Here is a 24,271-nt window from a genome sequence, read left to right on the forward strand (position 1 = left end):
GGGTGCGTTCAGCGCACCCAACGCCACATTGGGGCGCATCTCGGACGCGCGACACTGGGAGGCTCGGTGCCGTGTTCGGCAACCCGCCCGACGCCGAGCGGCACGACCGGACCCCGCTCGGCTGGTTCGCCCGCGCCATCCGCGTCCCCGGCCGCGAACGGCGGATCCTCGTCCAGAGCGCCAAAGCCACCCTGGCCGCGACCGCCGCGTGGCTGCTCGCCACCCTCGTCCTCCGGCTGCCCCAGCCCTTCCTCGCGCCCTACGCCGCCGTCTTCCTCGTCGAAGCCACCGTCTACCGGTCGCTGCGAGGCTGGCTGCAGCAGGTCGGCTCGGTGGCCACCGGTGTCCTCCTCGCCGCCGTCGCCGGGCAGCTCATTCCCTGGCAGGCCGTCGCTTTGGGGGGTGTCGTCTTCGTCGGGCTGCTCGCCGGCAGCTGGCGGCGCTTCGGCGACTCCGGCGTCTGGGTCGGCGTCACCGGCATGCTGCTGATCTCCTACGGCACCGCCCGCGAGCCCGTCCTGCTCGGCGACCGCCTCCTCGAGACCGCGCTCGGTGCCGCGATCGGCGTGGCCGTCAACACGCTCATTTTCCCGCCGCTGTACGGCGAACGCGTCGCCGCGGCCGCCGACCGGCTCGCGGCCGCGCTCGCCGCCCTGCTCGAGTCGCTGTCCGATCTCGTCCGCCGTGACGATCCTCCGGAGGACCTCGACGATCTGCTCTCCCAGGCGCAGGACACGCGCAGCCTGGTACTGGCGGCCGAAGAAGCCGTTGGCCTGACGCGGGAGGGGCGGATGCTGAACCTCCGCCGCGGGCGCCCGGCCGACGGGACCCACCACGAACGTCCGCTGCGGACGCTCCTCGGGTTGTGGCCCGCGGTGTCCCAGCTGGTCACCGCCGTGCGCACGACCGCGGGCCGCCGGGATCACCCGTTCGAGTATCCCTGGCCGGACGCGCGGGACGCGCTGGCCGACCTCCTGCACCGGCTGGCCGGTGCCGTTCAAGCGGTCGCGGAGGTGGGGAAGCCGGTCGAACTGGACGAATGCCGCGCCCTGCTCGAAAAGCTGGAACGGCGGCTGGTGACCGCGGAAGAAGACGGCGTCCCGGCCCGGCTCGGCCTGGGCACGATGATCCTCCCCGCCCGGCAGCTGGTGGAAATGCTGCGGAACCGCTGAAGCTACTCGGCCGCGACCGGCTCGGTTTCCGAGCGGTGCCGCCGGCAGGCGGTGCACACCATGGTCTGGCCCAGCAGGGTGCCGTCGCCGGACACCAGGCGGGCGACGTGGAGGGTGGGCAGGCCGCATTCCTCGCACGGGATGGGCTTGCTGTCGCGGCTGATCATGACTCGGTTCGGCACGGTGAAGCCCCCTGACGGGAATCGAAGGTTCCGAACCAGTTACCCACGTGGTCTGCGCCACACTCGTCCGGCTCAGTGATGTCACTCGGATGGACTAATTACGACGCCGGGTACTGCTGCGAGCGGAGCAGGTTCGCGAGGTGGACGGCGTTGCGGACCAGCGTCGCGTTCGTCGACGCCACGGCCTTCGGCGTCTCGTCGAGGTCCTGGTAGTCGCCGCCCTGCATCGCTTCGCCGTTCCAGTACGTGGCGCCCTGCGCGGGCACCGTGAAGCCGACGTCGTTCAACGCCTGGAACAGGTCCGCGATGATCTTGTGGGCGCCGTCCTCGTTCCCGACCACGGCGGCCACCCCCACCTTGCCGAACATCGCCGGGCGGCCCTCGTCGTCGGTTTCGGACAGTTCCGCGTCGAGGCGTTCGAGGACCCGCTGCGCGACGCTCGACATGTGGCCGACCCACGTCGGGGTGGCGACCAGCAGGATGTCCGCGCCGGCGATCTTGCGCCGGATGGCCGGCCACGCGTCACCTTCCCCCATGTCGGCTTCGACGCCCGGGCGGACGTCGTGGTCGACCACGCGGACCGCCTCGCCGGTGACGCCGCGTTCCGCGAACAGCTCGAGCAGCTGCCGTGCGATGAGATCACTGCTCGACTTCGCGGGCGACGGCTTGAGGGTGCAGGTCAGCGCGAGGACGCGCAGGGTCATGACTGCCTCCGTGAGTGGGTGCCGACGCCGAGGTGGGTGAACCCCGCCTCGGCCAGCCGTTCGGGATCGAGCAGGTTGCGGGTGTCGACGACGACCGCCCGGTCGGCCGAGGAGGCCAGCCGGGCCCAGTCGAGGTCGCGGAACTCCGGCCATTCGGTGAGCACGACGAGCGCCGCGGCGTCCTTGGCCACCAGGTACGGGTCGTCGACGACCTGCACCGCGCCCATCCCCGGCACGCACCCGACGGCCGGGTCGTGCGCGGTCAGCTCCGCGCCCGCGCGGGCCAGGTCCGCGGCCACCGCGAGGGCCGGGGAGTCGCGCAGGTCGCCGGTGCCCGCCTTGAAGGCCAAGCCCAGCAACCCGATGCGGGCGTGCGCGAGGGACCCGTCCGTCGAGCCCGTGACGGCCTGCCGGACGGCCCGCACCACCCGCGCGCGCTGCCGGGCGTTGACGCGGACCGCGTCGCGCAGGATGCCGAAGTCGACACCGGCGGAATCGGCCGCGTGCAGCAGGGCCGAGGTGTCCTTCGGCAGGCACGAACCGCCCCAGCCGGGGCCGGGGGCGAGGAACTCGGGGCCGATCCGCGCGTCGAGGCCCATCGTGCGCGAGACCTCGCGGACGTCGGCGCCAAACCGTTCGCACAGCTCGGCGAGGACGTTCACATAGGACAGCTTCACCGCGAGGAACGCGTTGCTCGCGTACTTCGCGAGTTCGGCGCTGGCCGAGTCGGTCGCCACGACCGGGGCACCGGTCGGCTCGTACAGCCGCGCGACCCGCCGCGCCGCGGGCGAATCCGGCGGGTCCGTGCCGACGACCACCCGGTCCGGGTGCAGGAAGTCCTCGACGGCGTGCCCTTCCCGCAGGAACTCGGGATTGCCGACGACCGGCAGGTCGTCGCGGCCCAGCAGGTGCGGCAGCCGCGCCGCGGTGCCGACCGGCACCGTCGACTTGGTGACCACCACGCAGCCGGGCCGCAGCAGCCGCCCGAGCTGGGGCACGACCTTTTCGAGGACGCCGAGGTCGGGCCGGCCGTCTTCGCCGGGCGGGGTGGGCAGGCAGAGCAGGACGATATCGGCGCCGTACAACTCGGCCTGGGCGGTGGTGAAGGTGAGCGTCCCGTCCGCGAGGCCCTGGGTGACCAGCTCGGCCAGGCCGGGCTCGGCGATCGACACGGCGCCGCGGCGCAGGTCGTCCACTTTGGACTCGTCGGCGTCCACGCAGGTCACGCGGTGGCCGAGCCGGGCGAAGCAGGCGGCACTGGTCAGGCCGACGTAGCCCGCGCCGACGATCCCGATGTGCTCAGCCATGCGCCACCCTCGCTTCCAGCGCCGAGCGCGTCGCGGCCAGGACGCGTTCCTCGCCCAGCAGCAGCAATCCGCCGTCGGGTTCCTCGCCGTGCGGGTCGCCGACGTTCCCGGCCCAGAGCACGACGTGCTGCCGCGCGGACGGCGGCGGTCCCCACAGCCGCGGCGGGGTCGGGCCGAACAGCAGCACCGACGGCGTCCCGAACGCGGTCGCGAGGTGCCCGACGCCGGTGTCGCCGCAGACGACGAGCGCGGCCCCGGCCACCAGCGCGGCCAGCTCGGCCAGGCCGGTCCGCCCGGCGAGCACGGCTTCTTCGCCGAGCCCGGCGCGGTCCGCGATGGAACGGCACAGGTCGCGTTCGCCGGGACTGCCGGTGAGCACCACGCGGTGCCCGGCCGCCGCCAGCGCGGCGACGACCGAAGCGAACCGCTCCGGCGGCCAGCGCCGCGCGGGGAAGGCCGCGCCGGGGTGCACCACGACGGCGTCCGGGGCCGGGCTCGGGCCCGGCGGCACCGGCAGCCGCAGCGCCGACCGGTCCGCCTCTAGGTGGGCGTACTCGACGAGCCGGCACCAGCGGTCGACCTCGTGCAGGTCGTCGCGCCAGCCGAGGCCGGGCACGTCGGGGAAGTCGGGGTGCTGGTGGGTCAGCAGCTCGGCGGGGTCGGTGGCGAGCAGGTCGTGCAGGCTCTCCGGGCCGCTGCCGTGCAGGTTGACCGCCAGCTTCGGCGGCGGTCCCGGCCACGCCAGGTCGCCGAGGCCCGCGGCCGGCAGCAGCTCGTCGACCGCGTCGATCAGCTCCACCAGGTCGCGCAGCCCTTCCGGTGCGGCCAGCACCAGCCGGTCGTCCGGGTACGCCGCGCGCAGGGCGCGCACCGCCGGGACGGCGGTCAGCAGATCGCCGATCCCGAGCGCGCGCAGCACGAGCACGGCGGAGCTCACGGCCACGACCCCTCCTCCGAGGCGCACACGACCAGCTCGCGGACCTCGGCGCCCGGCGGCTGCTGCAAGGCGAAGACCACGGTGTCCGCGACGTGCTCCGGCTGGTTGAGCTTGGCGTCCGGCGGCGGCTTGTACTGGTCGGTGCGGCCTTCGAAGAAGTGCGTCCACATCCCGCCGGGGATCAGCAGGGTGACGCCGACCCGGCCGGCCAGCTCCGCGGCCAGCGCACGGGTGAAGCCGACGACGCCGAACTTCGAGGCGCAGTAGGCGGTCGCGTCGCTGACGGCCTTGATGCCCAAAGTGGACGCGACGGTGACCACCGTGCCGTGCGAACGCTCCAGGTGGGGCAGCGCGGCGCGGATCACCGCGACCGTGCCGAGCAGGTTCACCTTGACGACCCGCTCCCAGTCCTCTGTGGACACTTCGCCGAGTGGCCCGCAGGCGTCGGTGCCGGCCGCGGTGAAGACGCCGTCGAGGCCGCCCGCGCGCTCGGCGATCTCCCGCACCGCGGCCTCGGTGGCCGCGGTGTCGGTCAGGTCGGCTTCGACGTACTCGGCCGGGTCGTCGGGGCGGACGCGGTCGAGGATGTACGGGGTGCCGCCCGCCTTGCGGACGGCGGCGGCGGTCGCGGCGCCGAGGCCGGACGCGCCACCGGTGATCAGGACGTTGCCGAGGGGTCGCATCGCTCTCCTTCGGGAGTCGGGGATTCAGGCACTGGCCGCGGCGGCGACCAGCCGGGACGTCGAATAGCCGGGCACGGTCGGGACGAGCACGACCTCCCCGCCGTGCCGTTCGACGACTTCGCGTTCGGGCAGGTCGGCGTCCGCGTAGTCACCGCCCTTGACCCACACGTCGGGCCGCAGCTTCTCCAGCACGGCGGCGGGGGAGGGTTCGTCGAAGACGGCCACGGCGTCCACAAAGGACAAAGCGGTCAGCAGCCGGGCCCGGTCGCGGTCCCGCACGAGCGGCCGGCCGGGGCCCTTGAGGCCGCGGACCGAGGCGTCGGAGTTGAGGCAGACGACGAGCGCGTCGCCGAGCGCGCGGGCCTGCCGCAGCAGGCTGACGTGCCCGGGGTGCAGCAGGTCGAAGCACCCGCCGGTGGCGATGAGCCGGCCGCCGTTCTCGCGCACCCGGGCGGCGAGGCCGAAGGCGTCGGTCGAGGGTTGCGGGTCGGGGACGGGACCGTCGTTCGTGGACAGCGCGGTCGCGCCGCCGGCGGCGACGAACCGGGCGGCCGCTTCGACCGCCGTCACGACGGCTTCGGCCGGGTCGGCGCCGCCGAGCAGGGCCGCGGTGGCCGCGGCGGCGAACCGGTCGCCCGCGCCGCACGTGTCGGGCGCGGTGTGGCCCGGCATCCGCGCCGCGGCGGGGATCGGGACGTTCGTTTCGCCCAGGCCGTCGGCGAGCACGGCGCCGCGGGACCCGGCGGTCACCGCGACCGCGTCGGCGTGCCAGTGGCCGCGCAGCAGCTTGGCGAGCTCGGCCGGTTCCTCGTGCCCGGCGAGCACCGCGCGCGCCTCGGCGAGGTTCGGCGTGACCAGCGTGGTGCCCGGCACCGGCTGCGCGCCGCGCGGGTGCGGGTCCCAGACCACGGGGACTCGCTCGGCCAGCTCCCGCAGGAGCCGCCGGACGTCCGGGTTGCGCGTCAGGCCGCGGCCGTAGTCGGCCACGAGGACCGCGCCGGCGTCCTCCAGGACTTCGCGCACCCGGGCGGGCAGCGGGTCGCCGGTCGCCGTGCCGTCGCCGGAGTCCAGGCGCAGCAACGACTGCCCGCCCGCGCGGACCCGGGTCTTGCACACCGTCGTGCCGCGCAGCGGCAGCGGCAGCACGGTGACGTCCGGTTCGAGCAGCCCGGTGAGCGCGTGGCCGCCTTCGTCGTCGCCGAGCGGCGTCACCAGGACGACTTCGGCCGCCGACCGCGCGGCCAGCAGCGCGGCGAGGCCGGCGCCACCGGGCCGGCGGCGGCGAGCCGTCAGGTCGACCACCGGCACCGGCGCCTCCGGGCACAGCCGCTCGGCGGTGCCTTCGGCGTCGACGTCCAGCAGCGTGTCGCCGAGGACGACCAGCGGCTTCACGCGGTCACTCCGAGCGCGTCGTCGAGCGCCGCGCACAAGCCGTGGACCAGGGCCAGGTGCATCTCCTGGACGGTCGCGACGGTCGGCGCCTCGACCGTCACGGCGTCGTCGCACAAGGCGGCGAGGGGGTTCGGGGCCGGCCCGGTCAGCGCCCACGTCGTGACGCCGAGTTCGTGCGCGGCCTTCGCGGCGGCGACGACGTTCTGGCTGCCGCCGCTGGTGGACAGGCACACCAGCACGTCACCCGGCCGCCCGTGCGCGTGCACCTGGCGGGCGAAGACCTCGTGGTCGCCGTAGTCGTTGACGATGGCCGTGGTCGCGGACGTGTCCGCGTGCAGCGCGATCGCCGAGAGGGGACGGCGTTCGTGGCGGAACCGGCCGACGAGCTCGCCGGTCAGGTGCTGGGCCTCGGCGGCGCTGCCGCCGTTCCCGCAGGCGAGCAGCTTGCCGCCGGCCTCGAAGACGGCGGCGAGGTGCCGGCCCCACGCGGTTATCTTGGGGGCGGATTCACGGGTCCGGCCGGCCGCTTCGGCCAGCGCGGCGAGATGGTCTTCCATCACGGCACCTCCTTCTCCTCCGGCGACGCCGCGCCGGTTCGGGTGGGACGCCGGAGCACGAACGGCCCCAGCGCGAGCAGGTCGACGGGCGCCGAGCCGAAGCACTCGAGCGCGTCGCGGGGCGAGTCGACCATCGGACGGCCCGCGGTGTTGAGGCTGGTGTTGATCACCACGGGCAGGCCGGTCCGCCGTTCGAACGCGGCGAGCATCCGCGCCAGCACGGGGTTTTCGCGCTCTTCGACGGTCTGCACGCGAGCCGTGCCGTCGACGTGCGTGACGGCCGGGATGCGGTCCCGCCAGGCTTCGGCGACGTCGTGCACGAACAGCATGTACGGGCTCGGCAGCGGGCCGCGGGTGAAGATCTCGGCCGCCCGTTCGGCCCGGACCATCGGCGCCACCGGGCGGAACTGCTCGCGGCCCTTGACGTCGTTGAGCCGTTCCAGGTTGGCCTGGCGGCCCGGGTGGGCCAGCAGCGAACGGTGCCCCAGCGCCCGCGGGCCGAACTCGGCGCGGCCTTGGAACCACGCGATGACGTCGTCGTTCGCCAGCGCTTCGGCGACGGTTTCGGCGAGGTCGTCCGGACGCTCGTAGGGCAGCTTCGCCTTGATGAGGATGTCCTCGAGCTCTTCGTCGGTCCACCCGCGACCGAGACCCGCGTCCCCCATGGGAGCGCCGCGTTCCCCGGCGTCGGCGGCCAGCTGCAGGGCCGCGCCGAGCGCGGTGCCCGCGTCCCCGGCGGCGGGCTGCACCCAGATCCGGTCGAACGGGCCTTCGGCGTGCAGCCGCGTGTTGGCGACGCAGTTGAGCGCGATGCCGCCCGCCATCGCCAGGTCGCGCTGGCCGGTGGCTTCGTGCAGCCAGTCCGCCAGTTCCAGCAGGATGTCCTCGAGGACCTTTTGGACACTCGCGGCGAGATCGGCATGACGCGGCGTCAGCTCCTCGCCGGCTTTGCGGCGTGGGGCCAGCGCGGCGAGGTCGACGCCGGACGCGTGGAAGCCGCCATCGCCGGTGACGTGGACGTGCTCGCAGAGTTCGTCGAGGAACTCGGGTTTGCCGTAGGAGGCCAGCGCCATGACCTTGTACTCGTCGCTGGAGCGGGCGAAGCCGAGGTGCTCGGTGAGGTCTTCGTAGAGCAGGCCGAGCGAGTGCGGGAGCCGTTGCGCGGCCAGCTCCTTGAACCGCCCGTCGCGGTACTCACCGGCCAGGTAGGACGTGCTCTCGCCGCGTCCGTCGGCGACGAGCGTGGCGCAGTCGCCGAACGGGGCGGCGAGCGCAGCCGACGCGGCGTGCGCGACGTGGTGCCGGACGAACTTGACGATTCCCGGGTCGAGACCGGGCAAAGCGGACTTCAGGAACTTCGGTGCCCGCTTCGCGAATTCGGTCCGCAGTTCCTCGCCGCTCGGGTCGTGGCCGGGCAGGCCCGGTTCGACCAGCGCGGGGTCGTAGGAGTAGCCGACGGCGTCGAGGTCCTTCGCGGACAGTCCCGCCTGCGCCAGGCACCAGGCGGCGGCCTGGGCGGGCTGCTCCCAAGTGGAGAACGGCACCGCCTGCTTGCCGTGCTTGCGGCGGCTGAACCGCTCCTCTTCCGCCGCGGCGACGATCTCCCCGTCCACGACCAGTGCGGCGGCCGGGTCGTGGAAGACGGCGTTGATCCCGAGTATGCGCATCGACCTGCCTCTGGCGTTCCGGTGCGGACTCCGCTGGCCCGCTCTCGCCTATAGCGCTACCCGGCGAAGTCGTTGATAAACGATCGCGCGCAAAAGCCCTGGGCGTCGCTACTCAGCGCGACGGCGCCCGGCGGAACCACGCCACTGTGCGACGGAGGCCGTCGTCGGCGTCGACCTTCGGTTCCCAGCCGAGGACCTCCCGCGCGAGGGAGATGTCGGGGCAGCGGCGCTTCGGGTCGTCGACGACGGCGTCGATGTGCTCGATCGGCGAACCGGACCCGGTGATCTCCTTGATCAGCTCCGCCACCTGACGGACCGTCAGCTCGTGCGGGTTGCCGATGTTCACCGGGCCCGGGTGGCCCGACCGCGCGAGGGCGAGAAGGCCGCGGGCGGTGTCCTCGACGTAGCAGATGGACCGCGTCTGCTCGCCCGTGCCGGTGACGGTGATCGGCTCGTTCTTCAGCGCCTGGTCGACGAACGCCGGGATCATCCGGCCGTCGTGCGCGCGCATGCCGGGGCCGTAGGTGTTGAAGATCCGCGCGATCGCGGTGTCGGTGCCGTACTCGCGGCGATAGGCCGACGTCAGCGCTTCGGCGTAGCGCTTGGCCTCGTCGTAGACGCTGCGGGGCCCGATCGGGTTGACGTTGCCCCAATACCCTTCGCGCTGCGGGTGTTCCAGCGGGTCGCCGTAGACCTCGCTGGTGGAGGCGAGCACGAACCGGGCGCCGTCGCGGCGGGCGAGCTCGAGCGCGTGCTCGGTGCCGGACGAGCCCGCGCGCAGCGTTTCCAGTGGCAGCGCCAGGTAGTCGCGCGGCGACGCGGCCGAGGCGAGGTGGAACACGACGTCGGCCCGGTCCGCCAGGGGGATCGGGTGGGTGACGTCGTGGCGCACGAACCGGAACCGGTCGTGGCGGCGCAGTTCGTCGAGGGCGTCCGCCGACGACGTCGCGAGGTTGTCCACGGCGATCACTTCGACGTCCTCTTCGAGCAGCAGCGCGCACAGGTGCGCGCCGACGAAGCCGGCACCCCCGGTCACCACCGCACACCCGAACCGCCTGGTCATTCCCGGATCCGTCATGCCGGGGCGGCTACCCGGCGCCCGGGCCGGCGAAACCGTGTAAGGCCGCCGCGAGCGGGTACGCGGGCCACCATGCGAGTTCTGCTCACCGGATGGGCCAGTTTCCTGCACGGCGAAGCGACCGCGGGGGACGTCCTCAGCCTGCGAGCGGCCGGTGCCGCGCTGACCGGAGCGGGGATCGACCACGACGTCGTGTGGAGCCCGGGTTTCCGCCCCGGCGCCCGGCACCTGCCCGACGCATCGCCCGGGGACTACACGCACGTGGTGTTCGCCTGCGGCCCGGCCCACGGGCCGCAGGTACGGGCGCTGCACGAGCGGTACGCCGCCTGCCGCCGGATCGCCGTCGGGGTGAGCGTCGTCGACCCGGAAGACCCGGCGGTGACCGGGTTCCACCGCGTCTTCGCGCGCGACGACGGCGTCACCCCGGACCTCTCCCTGGCCGCGTCCGTCTCGGCGACACCGGTGCTCGGCGTGATCCTCGCGCCGCACCAGCCCGAGTACGGCGGCGCGGGACGGCACGGCGAGGTGCACGACGCCCTGACCGGCTGGCTCGCCGGTCTCGACTGCGCCCGCGTCCCGCTCGACACCCGCCTGGCGCACGAGGACTGGCAGCGGTGCGCCACCCCGGACCAGTTCGTCTCCGCGGTGTCCAAAATGGACGCCGTGGTGACCACCCGGCTGCACGGGCTGGTGCTCGGGCTGAAGGCGGGGGTGCCGGTGCTCGCGGTCGACCCGGTGGCCGGCGGCGGGAAGGTGACCGCGCAGGGGAAGGCGCTGGGCTGGCCGGTCGTCGCGGCCGAAGACGCGGGCGACACCGCGTTGCTCGGCTCCCGGCTGAAGTGGTGCCTTTCGCGCGTAGGAAACGACCCTTTCATAGGAAAAGTTCCCTCGCTGGCCGGGCTGGTCGACGAGCTGGTGGGTTCGCGGTGAGCGCGCGCACGACGGTCGTCATCGCGACCCGCGACCGCGCCCGCGAACTGGAACGGACCTTGACGCAGCTGTCTACTTTGGCCCCGAAGCCACCGGTCGTGGTGCTGGACAACGCTTCCGAGGACGAGACGGCTCAGGTCGCCGGGCGGTACGCGAACGTGCGCGTGATCCGGCTGCCGCAGAACCTCGGGGCCGCCGCCCGCACCCTCGGCGTCATCGTGGCCGACACGCCGTACGTCGCCTTCAGCGACGACGACTCGTGGTGGGCGCCAGACGCGCTGGCCGAGGCGGAGCGGATCTTCGACGAGCACCCGCGGACCGGCCTGCTCGCCGCGCGCACGCTCGTCGGCCCGGAATGCCGGGACGACCCGGTGACGCCGGAAATGGAGCGCAGCCCGCTGGGCCGCCCGGACGGCGCGCCCGGACCGCTGGTCCTGGGCTTCCTCGCCTGCTCGGCGATCGTCCGCCGCACGGCGTACCTGCAGGCCGGCGGGTTCAGTCCGCTGCTGCACTTCGGCGCGGAAGAGCAGCTGCTGGCCTACGACCTGGCCGCGCGCGGCTGGGAGGTCTGCTACGTCGGGCGCCTGCGAGCCCACCACCACCCGTCCCGGTCGCGGCCGCCGTCGTCGTGGCGCCGCCGGGCCGAACTGCGCAACCGGCTGCTCATCGCCGTGCTGCGCCGCCCGCCGCGGGTCTGCCGCCGCGAGGTGGTCAGGACGCTGGTGCGGGCGCCCGGCGCCGTCCTCGGCGCGGTGCCGCGGCTGCCGCGGGCGCTCGGCTCCCGCCGCGTCCTGCCCGACCACGTCGAACACCAGGCCCGGACTCTGGAAAGGACCGCCGAATGGCGCGAATCTCGGTCGTGATCATCACCTGCAACCGGCGCTCGCAGCTGCGCGAGACCTTGGCGCACATGACGTCCCTGCCGGACGAGGCGCCGATCTTCGTCGCGGACAACGGGTCGGGCGACGGCACGGCCGGCATGGTCGCCCGGGAGTTCCCCGGCGTCCGCCTGTTCCGGCTGGCGGAGAACCTCGGCGCGGTGGCCCGCAACGTCGCGGTCGAGGAGGTGACGACGCCGTACGTCGCCTTCTGCGACGACGACACGACGTGGCAGCCCGGGGCGCTCACCCGGGCCGCGGACATCCTGGACGCACACCCCGGGCTCGGGTCGGTGACCGGGCGCTGCCTGGTCGAGCCGGGCCTGGCGGAGGACCCGATCACGCCCGAGCTGCGCGAGTCGCCGGTGCCCGGCCCGGACTGGCTGCCGGGCCCGGCCCTGCTCGGCATCATGGCGGGCCTGACGGCGGTGCGCGTCAGCGCGTTCCGCGAGGTGGGCGGCTTCTCGACGCGGATGTGGCTCGGCGGCGAGGAGGAGCTGTTCGCCCTCGACCTCGCCGCGCGCGGCTGGTGGATGTGCTGGGCCGAGGACGTGGTGATCCACCACGCGCCGTCGAAGCTGCGCGACCCGCGCCACCGCCGTCGCCTGGGGATCCGCAACACGCTGTGGACACTCCTGCTGCGCCGCCCCTGGCCGGCGGTCTTCCGCCGCGCCCGCGAAGTCCTGCGCACGGCCCCGTTCGACGCCGCCACCGCGGCGGCCCTGCTGGACGTCGCCCGCGGCCTCCCGTGGGTCCTCCGCGACCGCCGCGTGGTCCCGGACCACGTCGAGCACGGCCTCCGCCTCCTGGAAGCCCCCCAACGCGCTTCCAAAGCCCGCCGCTACGTGGGGTGAAAGTCCGTGAAGGCCTCCTTACCGGCCATAAGGGCCGGTAAGGAGGCCTTCACGGCTTTACGTCAGCGGGCCTCGGCGGTGGCGGCGGTCTGGGGCACCAGCTTGTGGTACGCGCGGAGCGTGTCCGCGGCGACGCGGTCCCAGGAGTAGCGGGCCACCGCGCGGTCGTGGCCCGCGGTGCCGTAGGCGTGGCACAGCGCCGGGTCGTCGATGAGCCGCCGGACGCGGGTCGCCAGCTCCTTCGGCTGGTGCGGGCGGACCAGCAGGCCCGTGACGCCGTCGACGACGGTGTCGGTCAGCCCGCCCACCGCGGAGGCGACCACCGGGACCCCGCACGCCATCGCTTCCAGGGGCACGATCCCGAACGGCTCGTACCACGGCGTGCACACGACGGCGTCGGCCGAGCGCAGCAGGGCCGGCATGTCCTCCCGGGACACCTGGCCGGGCCAGCCGACGCGGTCGCCGACGCCGAGCCGGTCCGCGAGCTGCCGCAGCCGTCCCGCCTCGGGGTCCTGGGACACCCTGCCCTGCTCGGGGCCGCCCGCGATGACCAGCTCGGTGTCCGGCAGCTGGGCGAGCGCGGTGATCGCGATGTCGAACCCCTTGCGCGGGACCAGCCGGCCCACCGAGACCAGGCGGTGCGGCAGCCGCCGTCGCGCCACCGGCCCGTCGGGGGAGAACCGGCCGAGGTCGACGCCGCACGGGACGATCGAGATCCGCGACCGCGGCACGCCGAGGCGGGACAGCTCGAAGACCTCGTCGGAGCAGGTGGCGATCACGCGCCCGGCCTGGCGGCCGATGATCCGCTCCAGCCGGATCCGGTCCGCGGGGCTGGTGTCCTTGTCGCCCTGGTAGCGCTTCTTGACGACGCCGAGGGCGTGGAAGGTCTGGGCCACCGGCGTCCCGGTCGCGCTCGCGGCCAGGGACGTCGCGAGGCCGGACATCCAGAAGTGCGCGTGCGCCAGGTCCGGCCGGTCCAGGGCCCACCGGTCGCGCAGGAAGCTGCCGAACTCGCCCATGTAGGGCAGGAGGTCGTCCTTGGGCATCTTCCGCGGTGGCCCGGCGGGCACGTGCACGACGCGGTAGCCCTGGGGCGTGCGCACCTCGGGCGGCTCGTCGCGGCTCTCCCGTCGCGTGTAGACGGTGACGTCGTGGCCGGCGCGCGTCAGCGCGGCCGACAGCTCCGCGACGTGCACGTTCTGGCCGCCGGCGTCGGCTTCGCCCAGCGCGGCGAGGGGGTTGGCGTGCTCGGACACCATCGCGATCTTCATCGGTGCGGCGTTCCCTTCACGGTTCAGCGGGCCGTCTCGGCGAGGAGGTGGTCCCAAGCGGTCAGGAAGGCGGCCAGCCCGTAGTGCTTCAGCGCGTGCTCACGGGCGTTCTTTCCGGCGAGGGCGGCGAAGTCGGGCTCGTGGATCAGCTCGCGGAAGCCCCGGGCCAGCACGGAGACGTCGGTGGAGAGCACGCCCGCGTCGTCCGGCACGGCCTCGACCGCCTCGGTGGCGGCGAACACGACGACCGGCATCGCCAGGTGCATCGCCTCCAAAAGGGACAGTCCGAGCGACGTCCACCGGGCGGTGTGCAGGTAGACGCGGCGACGCGCGATCTCGTCGTGCAGCTTCGGCGCCGGGACGTCGCCCAGGCCGCGCAGCGGCGCGCCGAGCTTCTCGGTCCCCATGCCGAACACGTCCACGGGGGCCTCCCCGGCGAGCGTGCCGAGCAGGTCCGCGCCGGTGACCCGCTGCCGTCGCACCGGCTCGTTGATCATCGACACGCCGGCGGCGAGCTCGCCGGTGTAGCGCGGGCCCGGGTCCGGGATCCCGTGCGGCACCACGGTCGTGGGCGCGCGGCCGCAGTCCCACATCGCCGCGTTGAAGTGGGTCACGTGCGCGACGGTGATGTCGGACCGGCCGGCGAGGGGATGCTCGCTGGACGCGGCGTACGGCCGGGGCGCGTTGTGTTCCACGTAGACGGCCGGAACGCCGAGGCGGGCGGCGAAGTCGAGCTCTTCCGGGCGTTGCAGGACGACGACGTCGGGCTCGGCCTCGGCCAGCCGGTCGAGCGGCACTTCGGTCACCGACGGCCAGTCCCGCCCGGCCTTGCCGAGGCCCCAGGGCGGGCCCTCGGGCGAGACCGGCAGGAAGTATTCGTGGCGGCCGCGGACGAAAGCGTCGGTCCACGAGCCGTGCACGTGCCAGAGCAGTACTCTCAGGCGCCGGGATCCGGGATCGGTCATGCTCCCTGATTGCCCGGAGATCGCGCGTTAAACGTGCGCCCGAACGGGGTACCCGGCTCCGGACGGTCGTGCGCCCGACGAAAGGACGTCCATGCGGTTCACCCCACGGGGCACCCGGTTCTTCGACCTGCTGACCGACGCGGCGAGAAACCTCGTCACCGCGACCGGGTTGCTGACGGACCTCGTGGCCGCCGAACCCGCCGAGCGCGAGCCGATCGCGAAGCGCCTGCACGAGGTCGAACACCAGGGCGACGAGCTGACGCACACGATCATGGTGGAACTCAACAGCTCCTTCGTGACGCCGTTCGACCGCGAGGACATCCAGGCGCTGGCGGCCAAGATCGACGACGTCCTCGACTTCATGGACACCGCGGCGGACCTGGCCGTGCTGTACCGCATCGGCGCGTTCCCGCCGGGCACGGACGTCCTGGTCCGGGTGCTCTGCCGCGCGTCCGAGCTGACGGCGTCGTCGATGCCCGGCCTGGCCAAGGTCGGCGACCTCGAGCCGTTCTGGATCGAGATCAACGAGCTGGAGAACGAGGCCGACCGGATCTACCGCCGGATCCTGGCCCACCTGTTCGAGCCCGGCGGCGACGCCCTCGAGGTGCTCAAGACCAAGGAGGTCGTCGAGCAGTTCGAGCTGGCCGCCGACGCCTTCGAGCACATCGGCGACGTGGTGCAGACCATCGCCGTCAAGGAGTCCTAGTGACGGGCACGGCCGCCCTGGTCACCGTGATCGTGCTGACGCTGTTCTTCGACTACACCAACGGCTTCCACGACGCGGCGAACGCGATCGCGAGCGCGGTGTCGACGCGGGCGCTGACCCTGCGCGCGGCGCTCGTGCTGGCGGCGGTGATGAACCTGGCCGGGGCGCTGCTGTCGACCGGCGTCGCCGCGACGGTGGCCAAGGGCATCATCGACGTCCCGGCCGGCCCGGACGCGCTCACGGTCGTGTTCGCCGCGCTGGCCGGTGCCATCACCTGGAACCTCGTGACCTGGTACTTCGGGCTTCCGTCGTCGTCTTCGCACTCGCTGATCGGCGGGATGGTCGGCGCGGCGCTGGCCGCCGCGAGCACCGTGCACTGGGCCGGGATCGGCGAGAAGGTGCTCATCCCGATGGTCGCTTCGCCGCTGCTCGGGCTGTGCCTGGGCTACCTCGCGATGGTCGGCGCGCTGTGGCTGCTGCGCCGCGCCAACCCGCACCGCAGCGGCCGGGTGTTCCGCCGGTTCCAGATCGTCTCGGCCTCGGCGCTCGCGCTCGGCCACGGCCTGCAGGACGCCCAGAAGGGCATGGGCGTGATCGTGCTGGCGCTGGTGGCGGCGGGGGAACAGACGACCTTCGCGGTCCCGCTGTGGGTGACCCTGCTGTGCGCCGGGGCCTTGTCGCTGGGCACCTATTCGGGTGGCCTGCGGATCATGCGGACGCTCGGCCGCCGCGTCTTCCCCCTGGACCCGCCGCACGGTTTCGTCGCGGAGTCGGTGGCGTCGTCGGTGTTGTACGTGACGGCGTTCGCGGTGAAGGCCCCGATCTCGACGACGCACGTGATCACGGCGGCGATCATGGGCGTCGGCGCGACCCGGCGGCTCTCGGCGGTGCGGTGGGGGATCGCGCGGGACATCGTCCTGGGCTGGGTCCTGACCTTCCCGGCCGCCGCCGCGGTGGCCGCGGCCGTGTACTTGGTCGCCGACCTGCTCACCTGACCCTGCCGCGGCCGCCGGGACGTCGCGAATGACAGAGAGGATGTGGGTGAGCACCTCCCGCCGGGGTCTGACCCTGCGAATGACTGACTTCGGGTCTTTGTTGAGATGTGTCGGCCCTGGTCGGGAGGTGCTCATTGCACTCACCGGCGGGGTGTTGGTGACTTCATAGGAGCCTGGCCAGAGGCCCCTTCTCTGTCTTGTCCCGTGTTGCCCGGCTGGTGCGTGCCGCCCTGCCCACGGTCATGCACGACAGGACGACAATGCCCACTATCGCACCCGGCCCGCAGGAGACCTTCGAGGTCATCGGCGGGGTCGACACCCACCTCGATACCCACACCGCCGCCGTGATCGACCCTGTCGGGCGGATCTTGGGCACCGCCCAGTTCCCCGCCGACACCGCCGGATACGCCGCGCTGCTGAGCTGGATGCACCAGTTCGGCCGGCCGGCACGGGTCGGAGTCGAAGGCACCGGAGCCTACGGCGCCGGCCTGGCCCGGCTACTGCACCGGGAACAGGTCACGGTTATCGAGGTCGACCGCCCTGCCCGGAAAACCCGCCGGTTCCAAGGCAAGTCCGACCCGATCGACGCGATCGCCGCGGCCAGGACCGCCCTGGCAGCAGAACACCCCACCATCCCCAAACTCCGGGACGGCCGGATCGAGGCCCTGCGCACCCTGCGGGTCGCCCGCCGCAGCGCGGTCGATCAGCGCGCCGACACCCAGCGCCAGATCAGGGCCCTGATCGTCACCGCCCCCGACCCGCTCCGCAACCAGCTGCGCGGCCTGAAAGCCCCGGCCCTGATCGCCACCTGCGCCGCATGGCACCCCGACCGCACCGACACCGCATCCCCAGCCACCGCCACCCGGCTCGCCCTGCGCTCCCTGGCCCGCCGCCACCAGCAGCTGACCACCGAAATCACCGACCTCGACCAGCTACTGACACCCCTGGTCACCGCGATCAACCCTCGCCTGCTCGCCGTCCCCGGTGTCGGCACCGACACCGCCGGCCAGCTCCTGGTCACCGCCGGGGAAAACCACGACCGACTCAAATCCGAAGCCGCGTTCGCCATGCTCTGCGGCACCGCCCCGATCCCCGCCTCATCCGGCAAAACAACCCGCCACCGCCTCAACCGCGGCGGCGACCGGCAAGCCAACGCAGCCCTCTACCGCGTCGTCCTAAGCCGTCTGCGCTGGGACGACCGCACCCGCGCCTACGCCCAACGACGCACCACCGAAGGCAAAACCAAAAAAGAGATCATCCGCTGCCTCAAACGCTACGTCACCCGCGAACTCCACCACATCATCACCGCACACAACCCCCAACCCACCCCTTGACATCCATAGGAGCATCTCATTCGCGGCCCCGGAGGTCCCGAATGAGTCATTCGCGACCTCCGGGCGCGGGTTTGTCCGCCACCGCCCGCGGGAAGCCGGGGCGGAGACACCCGCACGCGGAAGGGAGAGCCATGAAGGCAGTGACCTGGCACGGCAAACGCGACGTCCGCGTCGAGGAGGTGCCGGACCCGAAGGTCGAGGAGGCCACCGACGCGGTGATCCGCGTGACCTCCAGCGGGATCTGCGGCTCCGACCTGCACCTCTACGAGGTGCTGGGCGCCTTCATGACCGAGGGCGACATCCTGGGCCACGAGCCGATGGGCGTGGTCGAGGAGGTCGGGCCGGAGGTGCCGAACCTCAAGCCCGGCGACCGCGTCGTGATCCCGTTCAACATCTCCTGCGGGCACTGCTGGATGTGCGAACACGGCCTGCAGTCGCAGTGCGAAACGACCCAGGTCAGAGACCAGGGCAAGGGCGCGGCGCTGCTGGGCTACACCAAGCTCTACGGCCAGGTCCCCGGCGGCCAGGCCGAGTACCTGCGCGTCCCGCAGGCGCACTACGGGCCGATCAAGGTCCCGGACGGCCCGCCGGACGAGCGGTTCGTCTACCTCTCCGACGTCGTCCCGACCGCCTGGCAGGCGGTCGAGTACGCGAACGTCCCGGACGGCGGCTCGGTCGTCGTCTTCGGCCTCGGGCCGATCGGGCAGATGTGCTGCCGGATCGCCCGGCACCGCGGGGCCGGCCAGGTGATCGGCGTCGACCTGGTGCCCGAGCGGCTCGCCCGGGCCCGCGAACACGGCGCCACCGCGCTGGACGCGCGTGACCACAAGGAGATCGGCGATTCCATCCGCCAGCTGACGAACGGCCGCGGCGCCGACTCGGTGATCGACGCGGTCGGCATGGAGGCCCACGGTGCCCCGGTCGGCAAGCTGGCGCACACCCTCGTCGGGCTGCTGCCGCAGCCACTCGGCGAGAAGATCACCGAGAAGGCCGGCATCGACCGCCTGAGCGTGCTCTACGCCGCCATCGACAGCGTCCGCCGCGGCGGAACGATCTCGCTGTCGGGCGTCTACGGCGGCATGGTCGACCCGATGCCGATGATGGTCCTGTTCGACAAGCAGGTCCAGCTGCGGATGGGCCAGGCCAACGTGCGGCACTGGCTCGACGACATCATGCCGGTGCTCACCGGCGACGGCGACCCGCTCGGCGTCGAGGGGTTCGCCACGCACCAGCTGCCGCTGCAAGAAGCGCCACGGGCCTACGAGATCTTCCAGAAGAAACTCGACGGCGCCCAGAAGATCCTGCTGCAGCCGTAAACCCCGGGAGGAAGTTGCTCTTGCGAGCCGTCACCTCGCTGCCGTACGAAATCACCGAGGAAGACCACGTCCGGATCCCGATGTCCGACGGGACCGTCCTGTCCGCCCGCATCTGGCGGCCGGTCTCGTCGGACACCGAGCCGGTGCCGGCGATCCTCGAATACATCCCTTACCGCAAGCGGGACCTCACCGCGCCCCGCGACTCCATCCACCACCCCTACCTCGCCGGCCACGGCTACGCCTGCGTGCGCGTGGACATCCGCGGCACCGGCGAGTCCGAGGGCGTCCTGGCCGACGAGTACCTCGAACGCGAGCAGCTCGACGCCGAGGAGGTCCTCGAGTGGATCGCCGCGCAGCCGTGGTGCACCGGCGACACCGGGATGATGGGCATCTCGTGGGGCGCGTTCGCCGCGCTGCAGGTCGCCGCGCGGAAACCGCCGAGCCTGCGGGCGATCGTCATCTCGTCGTTCACCGACGACCGCTTCGCCGACGACATGCACTACATGGGCGGCTGCCTGCTCTCGGACAACGTCGCCGAGTCCGGCACGATGTTCGCCTACGCCACGCTGCCACCGGACCCGGCGGTCGTCGGCGAGCGGTGGCGCGAAATGTGGCTGGAGCGGCTGGAGAACTGCAGCCTGTGGATCGACGACTGGCTCGGCCACCAGCGCCGTGACGACTACTGGCGGCACGCTTCGGTGTCGGAGAACTACAGCGACGTCCAGGTGCCCGTGCTCGCGTCGAGCGGCTGGGCCGACGGCTACTCCAACGCCGTGATCCGGCTCCTGGCCCACCTCGACGTCCCGCGCCGGGGACTGATCGGCCCGTGGTCGCACAAGTACCCGCACCTCGGCGAGCCCGGACCGGCGATCGGCTACCTCCAGGAAGTCGTCAAGTGGTGGGACCACTGGCTGCGCGGCGAAGAGAACGACGCCATGGACGGGCCGATGCTGCGGACCTGGATGCAGGAAAGCGTGCCGCCGTCGACGTCCTACGAAGACCGGCCCGGCCGGTGGGTCGGCGAGGCGACCTGGCCGTCGCCGCACGTCGAGCCGCAGGAGCTGCCGCTGGCCCGGCACCGTCTCGCGCGGCCGGGGGAGACCGTCCCGGATGAGGCGCTGACGGTGTCGTCGCCGTTGTCGGTCGGGCAGTTCTCCGGGAAGTGGGCGTCCTACAGCGCCCCGCCCGACCTGCCCTACGACCAGCGCGAGGAGGACGGCGGTTCGCTCGTCTTCGACACCGACGTGCTCACCGAGCGCTGCGAGATCCTCGGTTCCCCGATCGTGCGGCTGGAGGTCTCGGCCGACCAGCCGGTCGCGATGATCGCCGCGCGGATCTCGGACGTCGCGCCGGACGGACGGGCCACGCGCGTCACCTACGGGCTGCTCAACCTGACCCACCGGGACGGCCACGACGAGCCGTCGCCGATGGAACCGGGCCGGCGGTGCGAAGTCGAGATCGAGCTGAACGCCGTGGCACAGGTCTTCCCGGCCGGGCACCGGATCCGGCTTTCGCTGTCCACGTCGTACTGGCCGCTGGCCTGGCCGCCGCCGACGCCGGTCCTGCTGAGTGTCCACACCGGACACAGCACGCTGGAGCTGCCGGTGCGCCCGGTCGCCGAGCCGGACGAGCTGCCGGCCCGGCCGTTCGGCGAACCCGAAGGCGCGCCGCCGATGCCGGTGACCGCGCTGACGCCGGGGGAGCAGCGCTGGACCGTCTCACGGGACCTCGTCGGCTACCAGTCGGCGCTGGACATCGTGAAGAACGCCGGCACGGTCCGCTACGACGACCTCGACCTGGAGATCACCCGGGACGTCCGCGAGCGCTACAGCTGGGTCGCCGACGACTTCTGCTCGCCGGTGGCGGAAGCCGCGTGGGACGTCACCTTCGCGCGCGGCGACTGGCTGGCGCGCAGCGAGACCCGCACCCGGGTGTCGTGCACCGACACCGAGTTCGTCATCGACGCGCAGCTCGACGGCTACGACGGGGCCCGGCGGATCGTCTCGCGCAACTGGCACAAGCGGATTCCGCGCGATCTCGTCTAGTTTCACCGCCGCGGCAGGGGGTAGACCTTCCGCGTGCGGATCGTGATCACCGGGGCCACCGGAAACGTCGGAACGGCGCTGCTGACCGCCCTCGAGCCCGGCCACGACCTGGCCGGGCTCGCGCGGCGGCCGCCGGACACGACGGCCGAGCCGTACCGCCGGGCGAGCTGGCACGCCCTCGACGTCGGCGTCCCCGGCGCCGAGGAGGAGCTGGCTGCGGTGTTCGCGGGCGCGGACGCCGTCGTGCACCTGGCGTGGGCGATCTCGCCGGCGCGGAGCGACCCGCCGATGGAGCGCACCAACGACCAGGGCACCCGGAACGTGCTCGCTGCGGTGGTGGCCGCCCGCGTGCCGCACGTCGTCGTCGCGTCTTCCGTCGCCGCCTACGGGCCGGCGCCCCGCTGGGAGAAGGTGGCCGAGGACTGGCCGTGCGACGGCATCGCAGGGAGTGCCTACAGCCGGGGCAAGGCCGCGCTGGAAGCCCTGCTCGACCGCTTCGAGGAGCGGCATCCGGGCGTCCGGGTGGCGCGGATCCGGCCGTGCGCGATCCTGCACCGGCACGCGGCCGGGGAGTTCGCGCGCTGGCTGCTCGGCCCGGTGGTGCCCGCCGGTCTCGTCGGCGGGCGGCGGCTGCCGGTTCCGCTGTGGACGGACCTGCGCGCGCAGGTGGTGCACACTTCCGACGTCGCCGAGGCGATCCGGCTCATTCTCGGCAAGGACTTCACCGGCCCGGTCAACCTCGCCGCGCCGGAGGTGCTCGACGCGGACGCGCTGGCCGGTGTCCTCGGGGGAACCCGCGTCCCGGTGCCGAAGCCCGTGGTGCGGCTCGCGACCCGGGCGGCCTGGCTCGGCGGGGTGCTGCCGGTGCATCCCGGGTGGCTCGAGCTGGCCGACCGGGCGGCGCTCGGCGACACCACGCTGGCGGAGACCGCGCTGGGCTGGCAACCTCGGTATGACGCCGCGTCCGCGCTCGCCGACCTCGTCGCCGGGCTCCGGGCGGGCGCGGGGGCGGCGAGCGCGCCCCTGGCCCCGCCGCGCCGCGACGGGGTCCTGGCCCGGTTCCGCTCGCTCACCCGGGCCGGGCCGAGCCACCAGTCGCAAGCCTGACCAGCCGGGAGGCCGGAGTGAGTACGGAAGCCTTCGACGCCGTGGTGATCGGCGCCGGGCACAACGGCCTGGTGGCGGCGAACCTCCTGGCCGACGAGGGCTGGTCGGTGCTGGTGCTGGAGGCGACCGCGCACCCCGGCGGCGCGGTCCGGACCGCCGAGGTCACCGAGCCCGGCTTCCGCAACGACCTGTTCAGCGCCTTCTACCCGATGAGCGCGGTGTCCCCGGCGATCCGCGGGCTGCGGCTGGAGGAGCACGGGCTGCGCTGGCGGCACGCGCCCGACGTGCTGGCCCACGTCCTGCCCGACGACCGCTGTGTGGTGCTGTCGCGGGACATCGACCGCACGGCGGCGTCGGTCGAGGAGTTCGCCCCCGGCGACGGCGACGCGTGGCGCCGGCTGTTCGAGCAGTGGCGGGAAATCCGCGAGCCGTTGCTGGAGGCGTTGTTCACGTCGTTCCCGCCGGTCCGCGGTGGACTGAAACTGCTGCGCCGCACGGGGACCGGCGACGCGCTGCGCCTGGCGCGCATGCTGACGCTGCCGGTGCGCCGGTTCGGCGACGAGCTGTTCGACGGCGAAGGCGCGAAGCTGCTGCTGGCGGGCAACGCCGCGCACAGCGACCTTTCGGTGGACAACGCGGGCAGCGCGGTGTTCGGCTGGCTGATGGCGATGATCGGCCAGGACGAAGGGTTCCCCGTCCCGGCGGGCGGTGCCGGGGAACTGACCGCGGCCTTGGTGCGCCGGTTGGAGTCCCGCGGCGGGAAGGTCCACTGTGGACGTCCGGTGCGCGAGGTGCTCGTCGCGGGCGGGCGGGCGATGGGCGTCCGGGACGCTTCCGGTGCTCCGGTGCGGGCTTACCGGGCGGTGCTCGCGGACGTCCCCGCTCCGCTGCTCTACGGCGAGCTGGTGGCCTCCGAATGGTTGCCGCCACGACTTCTCGAAGACCTGGCGCGGTTCCAGTGGGACAGCGGGACGGTGAAAGTGGACTGGGCACTGTCCGGCCCGATCCCGTGGACGGCCGAAGCCGCGCGCGGGGCGGGCACCCTCCACCTGGGCACGGACCTGGACGGGCTGTCGGCGTTCGGCGGCGAGCTCGGCCGCGGCCGGACCCCGCGCCGCCCGTTCCTGCTGCTGGGCCAGATGACCACGAGCGACCCGGACCGGTCGCCGCCGGGCACGGAGTCGGCGTGGGCGTACACGCACGTGCCGCGCGGCACGATGGAGAACCGGGCCGCGCTCGAACGCCGGGCCCGCCGGATGGAGGAGACGGTCGAGGCCAACGCACCCGGCTTCACCGGCCTGATCAAGGCGCGCTACATCCAGGGCCCGGTCGAGCTGGCCGACCACGACCCGGGCCTGGTCGGCGGCGCGGTCAACGGCGGCACGGCGGCGATCCACCAGCAGCTGTTCTTCCGCCCGGTGGTGGGCACGGGCCGCCCGGACACCCCGGTCGACCGCCTGTTCCTGGCGGGAGCATCGGCCCACCCGGGCGGAGCGGTCCACGGCGGCCCGGGAGCCAACGCGGCCCGCGCGGCCCTGGCCCGCTCCGGCTCCCTCGGCATCGCCTACGCAGCGGTCATCCGCGCCGCCCACCGAGCCCTCTACAGCTGACCCCGGCACCCAGGCCAAGGGCCGTGAAGGCCTCCTTCCCGGCCATAAGAGCCGGTAAGGAGGCCTTCACGGACTTTCGGTGGGGCTCGCTAGGGGCGGGGGTGGCCGCCTCGGGCTCGGGCGTGCTTGCCCGTGGCCAGGTCGGCGAGGCGGGCCAGGGACTCGGTGTTGCGCGGCTTCGCGATGAGCGCCTGCAGGGCTTCCGGCAGCACCTTGCCCGGTCCGCGGATGATGTGCTCCGTCATCCGGACCAGCGTCCGCCCGTCGCCGTGGGGGACCAGGGTGAGGCCGACCGCCGCCGCGCCGAGGGGCCAGCCGCGGGCCTCCAGGGACAGCGACAGGCCCTCCTCCACCGCCCTGACCACCGTCACGTCCTGGATGTGCAGCGGCCACGGGCCCACGCTGTGGTGGATCCGCGAACCCACCGCGGGCCAGTCCTCGTCGACCTCGCGGATGTGCGAGCTGCCGACCACCCAGCCGCCGTAGAGCCAGCCGTCGGCGAGCACGGCGAACACGGCGTCGGGCGGTACGTCGATCACGCGGCTTACCTCGGGCACGGCTTCCTCCTGCTTCTCGGGACG

The 24,271-nt window shown here is 73.3% G+C and carries 23 protein-coding genes; 11 read left to right on the forward strand and 12 right to left on the reverse strand.

The genetic code is table 11. From position 1 onward, the window contains the following. Positions 1 to 71: 71 nt before the first annotated feature. Positions 72 to 1,172 carry an aromatic acid exporter family protein gene (locus AB0G28_RS24600; protein ID WP_361093205.1) on the forward strand — a complete coding sequence of 367 codons (1,101 nt, stop codon included), beginning with the start codon at positions 72 to 74 and terminating at the stop codon, positions 1,170 to 1,172. 2 nt (positions 1,173 to 1,174) lie between these two features. On the opposite strand, the gene AB0G28_RS24605 is transcribed toward AB0G28_RS24600, so the two are convergent. The 9 genes from AB0G28_RS24605 to AB0G28_RS24645 form a co-directional block, all read right to left on the reverse strand. Further along, the gene (locus tag AB0G28_RS24605; protein WP_361093208.1) at positions 1,175 to 1,354 is read right to left on the reverse strand and encodes a hypothetical protein; all 180 of its coding nucleotides are present in this window, start codon (positions 1,352 to 1,354) and stop codon (positions 1,175 to 1,177) included. 98 nt (positions 1,355 to 1,452) lie between these two features. Next, complete coding sequence (locus tag AB0G28_RS24610) at positions 1,453 to 2,058, reverse strand: NAD(P)H-dependent oxidoreductase (protein WP_361093211.1); 606 nt, start codon at positions 2,056 to 2,058, stop codon at positions 1,453 to 1,455. Further along, complete coding sequence (locus AB0G28_RS24615; protein WP_361093214.1) at positions 2,055 to 3,365, reverse strand: UDP-glucose/GDP-mannose dehydrogenase family protein; 1,311 nt, start codon at positions 3,363 to 3,365, stop codon at positions 2,055 to 2,057. Before AB0G28_RS24615 ends, AB0G28_RS24610 begins: the two co-directional genes overlap by 4 nt. Then, entirely contained in the window at positions 3,358 to 4,308 is a 951-nt protein-coding gene (locus AB0G28_RS24620) for a glycosyltransferase family 9 protein (protein WP_361093217.1), read from the reverse strand. Before AB0G28_RS24620 ends, AB0G28_RS24615 begins: the two co-directional genes overlap by 8 nt. Then, on the reverse strand, positions 4,299 to 4,985 hold the full coding sequence (locus tag AB0G28_RS24625; protein ID WP_361093220.1) for an SDR family oxidoreductase: 687 nt from the start codon (positions 4,983 to 4,985) through the stop codon (positions 4,299 to 4,301). The genes AB0G28_RS24620 and AB0G28_RS24625 overlap by 10 nt, the downstream gene beginning before the upstream one ends. A gap of 24 nt (positions 4,986 to 5,009) precedes the next feature. Further along, positions 5,010 to 6,377 carry a PfkB family carbohydrate kinase gene (locus AB0G28_RS24630; protein ID WP_361093223.1) on the reverse strand — a complete coding sequence of 456 codons (1,368 nt, stop codon included), beginning with the start codon at positions 6,375 to 6,377 and terminating at the stop codon, positions 5,010 to 5,012. Then, a complete protein-coding gene (locus tag AB0G28_RS24635) occupies positions 6,374 to 6,934 on the reverse strand; it encodes an SIS domain-containing protein (protein ID WP_361093521.1) in 561 nt (186 codons plus the stop codon). Before AB0G28_RS24635 ends, AB0G28_RS24630 begins: the two co-directional genes overlap by 4 nt. Beyond that, the gene (locus AB0G28_RS24640; protein ID WP_361093226.1) at positions 6,934 to 8,601 is read right to left on the reverse strand and encodes a carbamoyltransferase C-terminal domain-containing protein; all 1,668 of its coding nucleotides are present in this window, start codon (positions 8,599 to 8,601) and stop codon (positions 6,934 to 6,936) included. The genes AB0G28_RS24635 and AB0G28_RS24640 overlap by 1 nt, the downstream gene beginning before the upstream one ends. Before the next feature lie 112 nt (positions 8,602 to 8,713). After that, complete coding sequence (locus tag AB0G28_RS24645) at positions 8,714 to 9,664, reverse strand: NAD-dependent epimerase/dehydratase family protein (RefSeq protein ID WP_361093229.1); 951 nt, start codon at positions 9,662 to 9,664, stop codon at positions 8,714 to 8,716. An 87-nt stretch (positions 9,665 to 9,751) separates the two neighbouring features. Between AB0G28_RS24645 and AB0G28_RS24650 the strand changes: the two genes are divergently transcribed. Genes AB0G28_RS24650 through AB0G28_RS24660 form a run of 3 tightly spaced genes read left to right on the forward strand, consistent with a single transcriptional unit; the run spans position 9,752 to position 12,341 of the window. After that, positions 9,752 to 10,609 (forward strand): polysaccharide pyruvyl transferase family protein, encoded by an 858-nt coding sequence (locus AB0G28_RS24650; RefSeq protein ID WP_361093232.1) that lies wholly within the window; start codon positions 9,752 to 9,754, stop codon positions 10,607 to 10,609. Beyond that, positions 10,606 to 11,472: a glycosyltransferase gene (locus AB0G28_RS24655; protein WP_361093235.1), complete on the forward strand. Its 867-nt coding sequence runs from the start codon at positions 10,606 to 10,608 to the stop codon at positions 11,470 to 11,472. Before AB0G28_RS24650 ends, AB0G28_RS24655 begins: the two co-directional genes overlap by 4 nt. After that, positions 11,451 to 12,341 carry a glycosyltransferase gene (locus AB0G28_RS24660; protein WP_361093238.1) on the forward strand — a complete coding sequence of 297 codons (891 nt, stop codon included), beginning with the start codon at positions 11,451 to 11,453 and terminating at the stop codon, positions 12,339 to 12,341. The genes AB0G28_RS24655 and AB0G28_RS24660 overlap by 22 nt, the downstream gene beginning before the upstream one ends. A 62-nt stretch (positions 12,342 to 12,403) precedes the next feature. On the opposite strand, the gene AB0G28_RS24665 is transcribed toward AB0G28_RS24660, so the two are convergent. Both AB0G28_RS24665 and AB0G28_RS24670 read right to left on the reverse strand, forming a co-directional pair. Next, positions 12,404 to 13,612: a glycosyltransferase family 1 protein gene (locus AB0G28_RS24665; RefSeq protein WP_361093241.1), complete on the reverse strand. Its 1,209-nt coding sequence runs from the start codon at positions 13,610 to 13,612 to the stop codon at positions 12,404 to 12,406. Between the two features lie 23 nt (positions 13,613 to 13,635). Continuing rightward, positions 13,636 to 14,577 (reverse strand): glycosyltransferase, encoded by a 942-nt coding sequence (locus AB0G28_RS24670; protein ID WP_361093244.1) that lies wholly within the window; start codon positions 14,575 to 14,577, stop codon positions 13,636 to 13,638. Positions 14,578 to 14,668: 91 nt separating this feature from the next. On the opposite strand from AB0G28_RS24670, the gene AB0G28_RS24675 reads away from it, so the two are divergent. From AB0G28_RS24675 to AB0G28_RS24705, 7 genes are all read left to right on the forward strand, one after another. Then, positions 14,669 to 15,283 (forward strand): DUF47 family protein, encoded by a 615-nt coding sequence (locus AB0G28_RS24675; protein ID WP_361093247.1) that lies wholly within the window; start codon positions 14,669 to 14,671, stop codon positions 15,281 to 15,283. After that, a complete protein-coding gene (locus AB0G28_RS24680; RefSeq protein WP_361093250.1) occupies positions 15,283 to 16,278 on the forward strand; it encodes an inorganic phosphate transporter in 996 nt (331 codons plus the stop codon). Before AB0G28_RS24675 ends, AB0G28_RS24680 begins: the two co-directional genes overlap by 1 nt. A 260-nt stretch (positions 16,279 to 16,538) precedes the next feature. Further along, positions 16,539 to 17,612, forward strand: a complete 1,074-nt coding sequence (locus tag AB0G28_RS24685; protein WP_361093253.1) for an IS110 family transposase — start codon at positions 16,539 to 16,541, stop codon at positions 17,610 to 17,612. A 131-nt stretch (positions 17,613 to 17,743) separates the two neighbouring features. Then, complete coding sequence (locus tag AB0G28_RS24690; protein ID WP_361093255.1) at positions 17,744 to 18,928, forward strand: zinc-dependent alcohol dehydrogenase; 1,185 nt, start codon at positions 17,744 to 17,746, stop codon at positions 18,926 to 18,928. A 20-nt stretch (positions 18,929 to 18,948) separates the two neighbouring features. After that, the gene (locus AB0G28_RS24695) at positions 18,949 to 20,973 is read left to right on the forward strand and encodes a CocE/NonD family hydrolase (RefSeq protein ID WP_361093258.1); all 2,025 of its coding nucleotides are present in this window, start codon (positions 18,949 to 18,951) and stop codon (positions 20,971 to 20,973) included. 33 nt (positions 20,974 to 21,006) lie between these two features. Beyond that, complete coding sequence (locus tag AB0G28_RS24700; RefSeq protein ID WP_361093261.1) at positions 21,007 to 22,080, forward strand: NAD-dependent epimerase/dehydratase family protein; 1,074 nt, start codon at positions 21,007 to 21,009, stop codon at positions 22,078 to 22,080. Between the two features lie 17 nt (positions 22,081 to 22,097). Continuing rightward, positions 22,098 to 23,690: an NAD(P)/FAD-dependent oxidoreductase gene (locus tag AB0G28_RS24705; protein WP_361093264.1), complete on the forward strand. Its 1,593-nt coding sequence runs from the start codon at positions 22,098 to 22,100 to the stop codon at positions 23,688 to 23,690. An 89-nt stretch (positions 23,691 to 23,779) separates the two neighbouring features. Here AB0G28_RS24705 and AB0G28_RS24710 read toward each other — a convergent pair whose 3' ends face one another. Further along, positions 23,780 to 24,247 carry an SRPBCC family protein gene (locus AB0G28_RS24710; protein WP_361093267.1) on the reverse strand — a complete coding sequence of 156 codons (468 nt, stop codon included), beginning with the start codon at positions 24,245 to 24,247 and terminating at the stop codon, positions 23,780 to 23,782. Between the last annotated feature and the right edge of the window lie 24 nt (positions 24,248 to 24,271).

Source organism: Amycolatopsis sp. NPDC021455 (assembly GCF_040640995.1).
In the GTDB taxonomy this organism is placed as follows: Bacteria; Actinomycetota; Actinomycetes; order Mycobacteriales; family Pseudonocardiaceae; genus Amycolatopsis.

Coding starts and splice junctions, on each gene's coding strand:
- AB0G28_RS24610 (WP_361093211.1), bottom strand. CDS start 2,058: ATGACCCTGCGCGTCCTCGCGCTGACCTGCACCCTCAAGCCGTCGCCC.
- AB0G28_RS24615 (WP_361093214.1), bottom strand. CDS start 3,365: ATGGCTGAGCACATCGGGATCGTCGGCGCGGGCTACGTCGGCCTGACC.
- AB0G28_RS24625 (WP_361093220.1), bottom strand. CDS start 4,985: ATGCGACCCCTCGGCAACGTCCTGATCACCGGTGGCGCGTCCGGCCTC.
- AB0G28_RS24635 (WP_361093521.1), bottom strand. CDS start 6,934: ATGGAAGACCATCTCGCCGCGCTGGCCGAAGCGGCCGGCCGGACCCGT.
- AB0G28_RS24640 (WP_361093226.1), bottom strand. CDS start 8,601: ATGCGCATACTCGGGATCAACGCCGTCTTCCACGACCCGGCCGCCGCA.
- AB0G28_RS24645 (WP_361093229.1), bottom strand. CDS start 9,664: ATGACCAGGCGGTTCGGGTGTGCGGTGGTGACCGGGGGTGCCGGCTTC.
- AB0G28_RS24650 (WP_361093232.1), top strand. CDS start 9,752: ATGCGAGTTCTGCTCACCGGATGGGCCAGTTTCCTGCACGGCGAAGCG.
- AB0G28_RS24660 (WP_361093238.1), top strand. CDS start 11,451: ATGGCGCGAATCTCGGTCGTGATCATCACCTGCAACCGGCGCTCGCAG.
- AB0G28_RS24665 (WP_361093241.1), bottom strand. CDS start 13,612: ATGAAGATCGCGATGGTGTCCGAGCACGCCAACCCCCTCGCCGCGCTG.
- AB0G28_RS24670 (WP_361093244.1), bottom strand. CDS start 14,577: ATGACCGATCCCGGATCCCGGCGCCTGAGAGTACTGCTCTGGCACGTG.
- AB0G28_RS24675 (WP_361093247.1), top strand. CDS start 14,669: ATGCGGTTCACCCCACGGGGCACCCGGTTCTTCGACCTGCTGACCGAC.
- AB0G28_RS24685 (WP_361093253.1), top strand. CDS start 16,539: ATGCCCACTATCGCACCCGGCCCGCAGGAGACCTTCGAGGTCATCGGC.
- AB0G28_RS24690 (WP_361093255.1), top strand. CDS start 17,744: ATGAAGGCAGTGACCTGGCACGGCAAACGCGACGTCCGCGTCGAGGAG.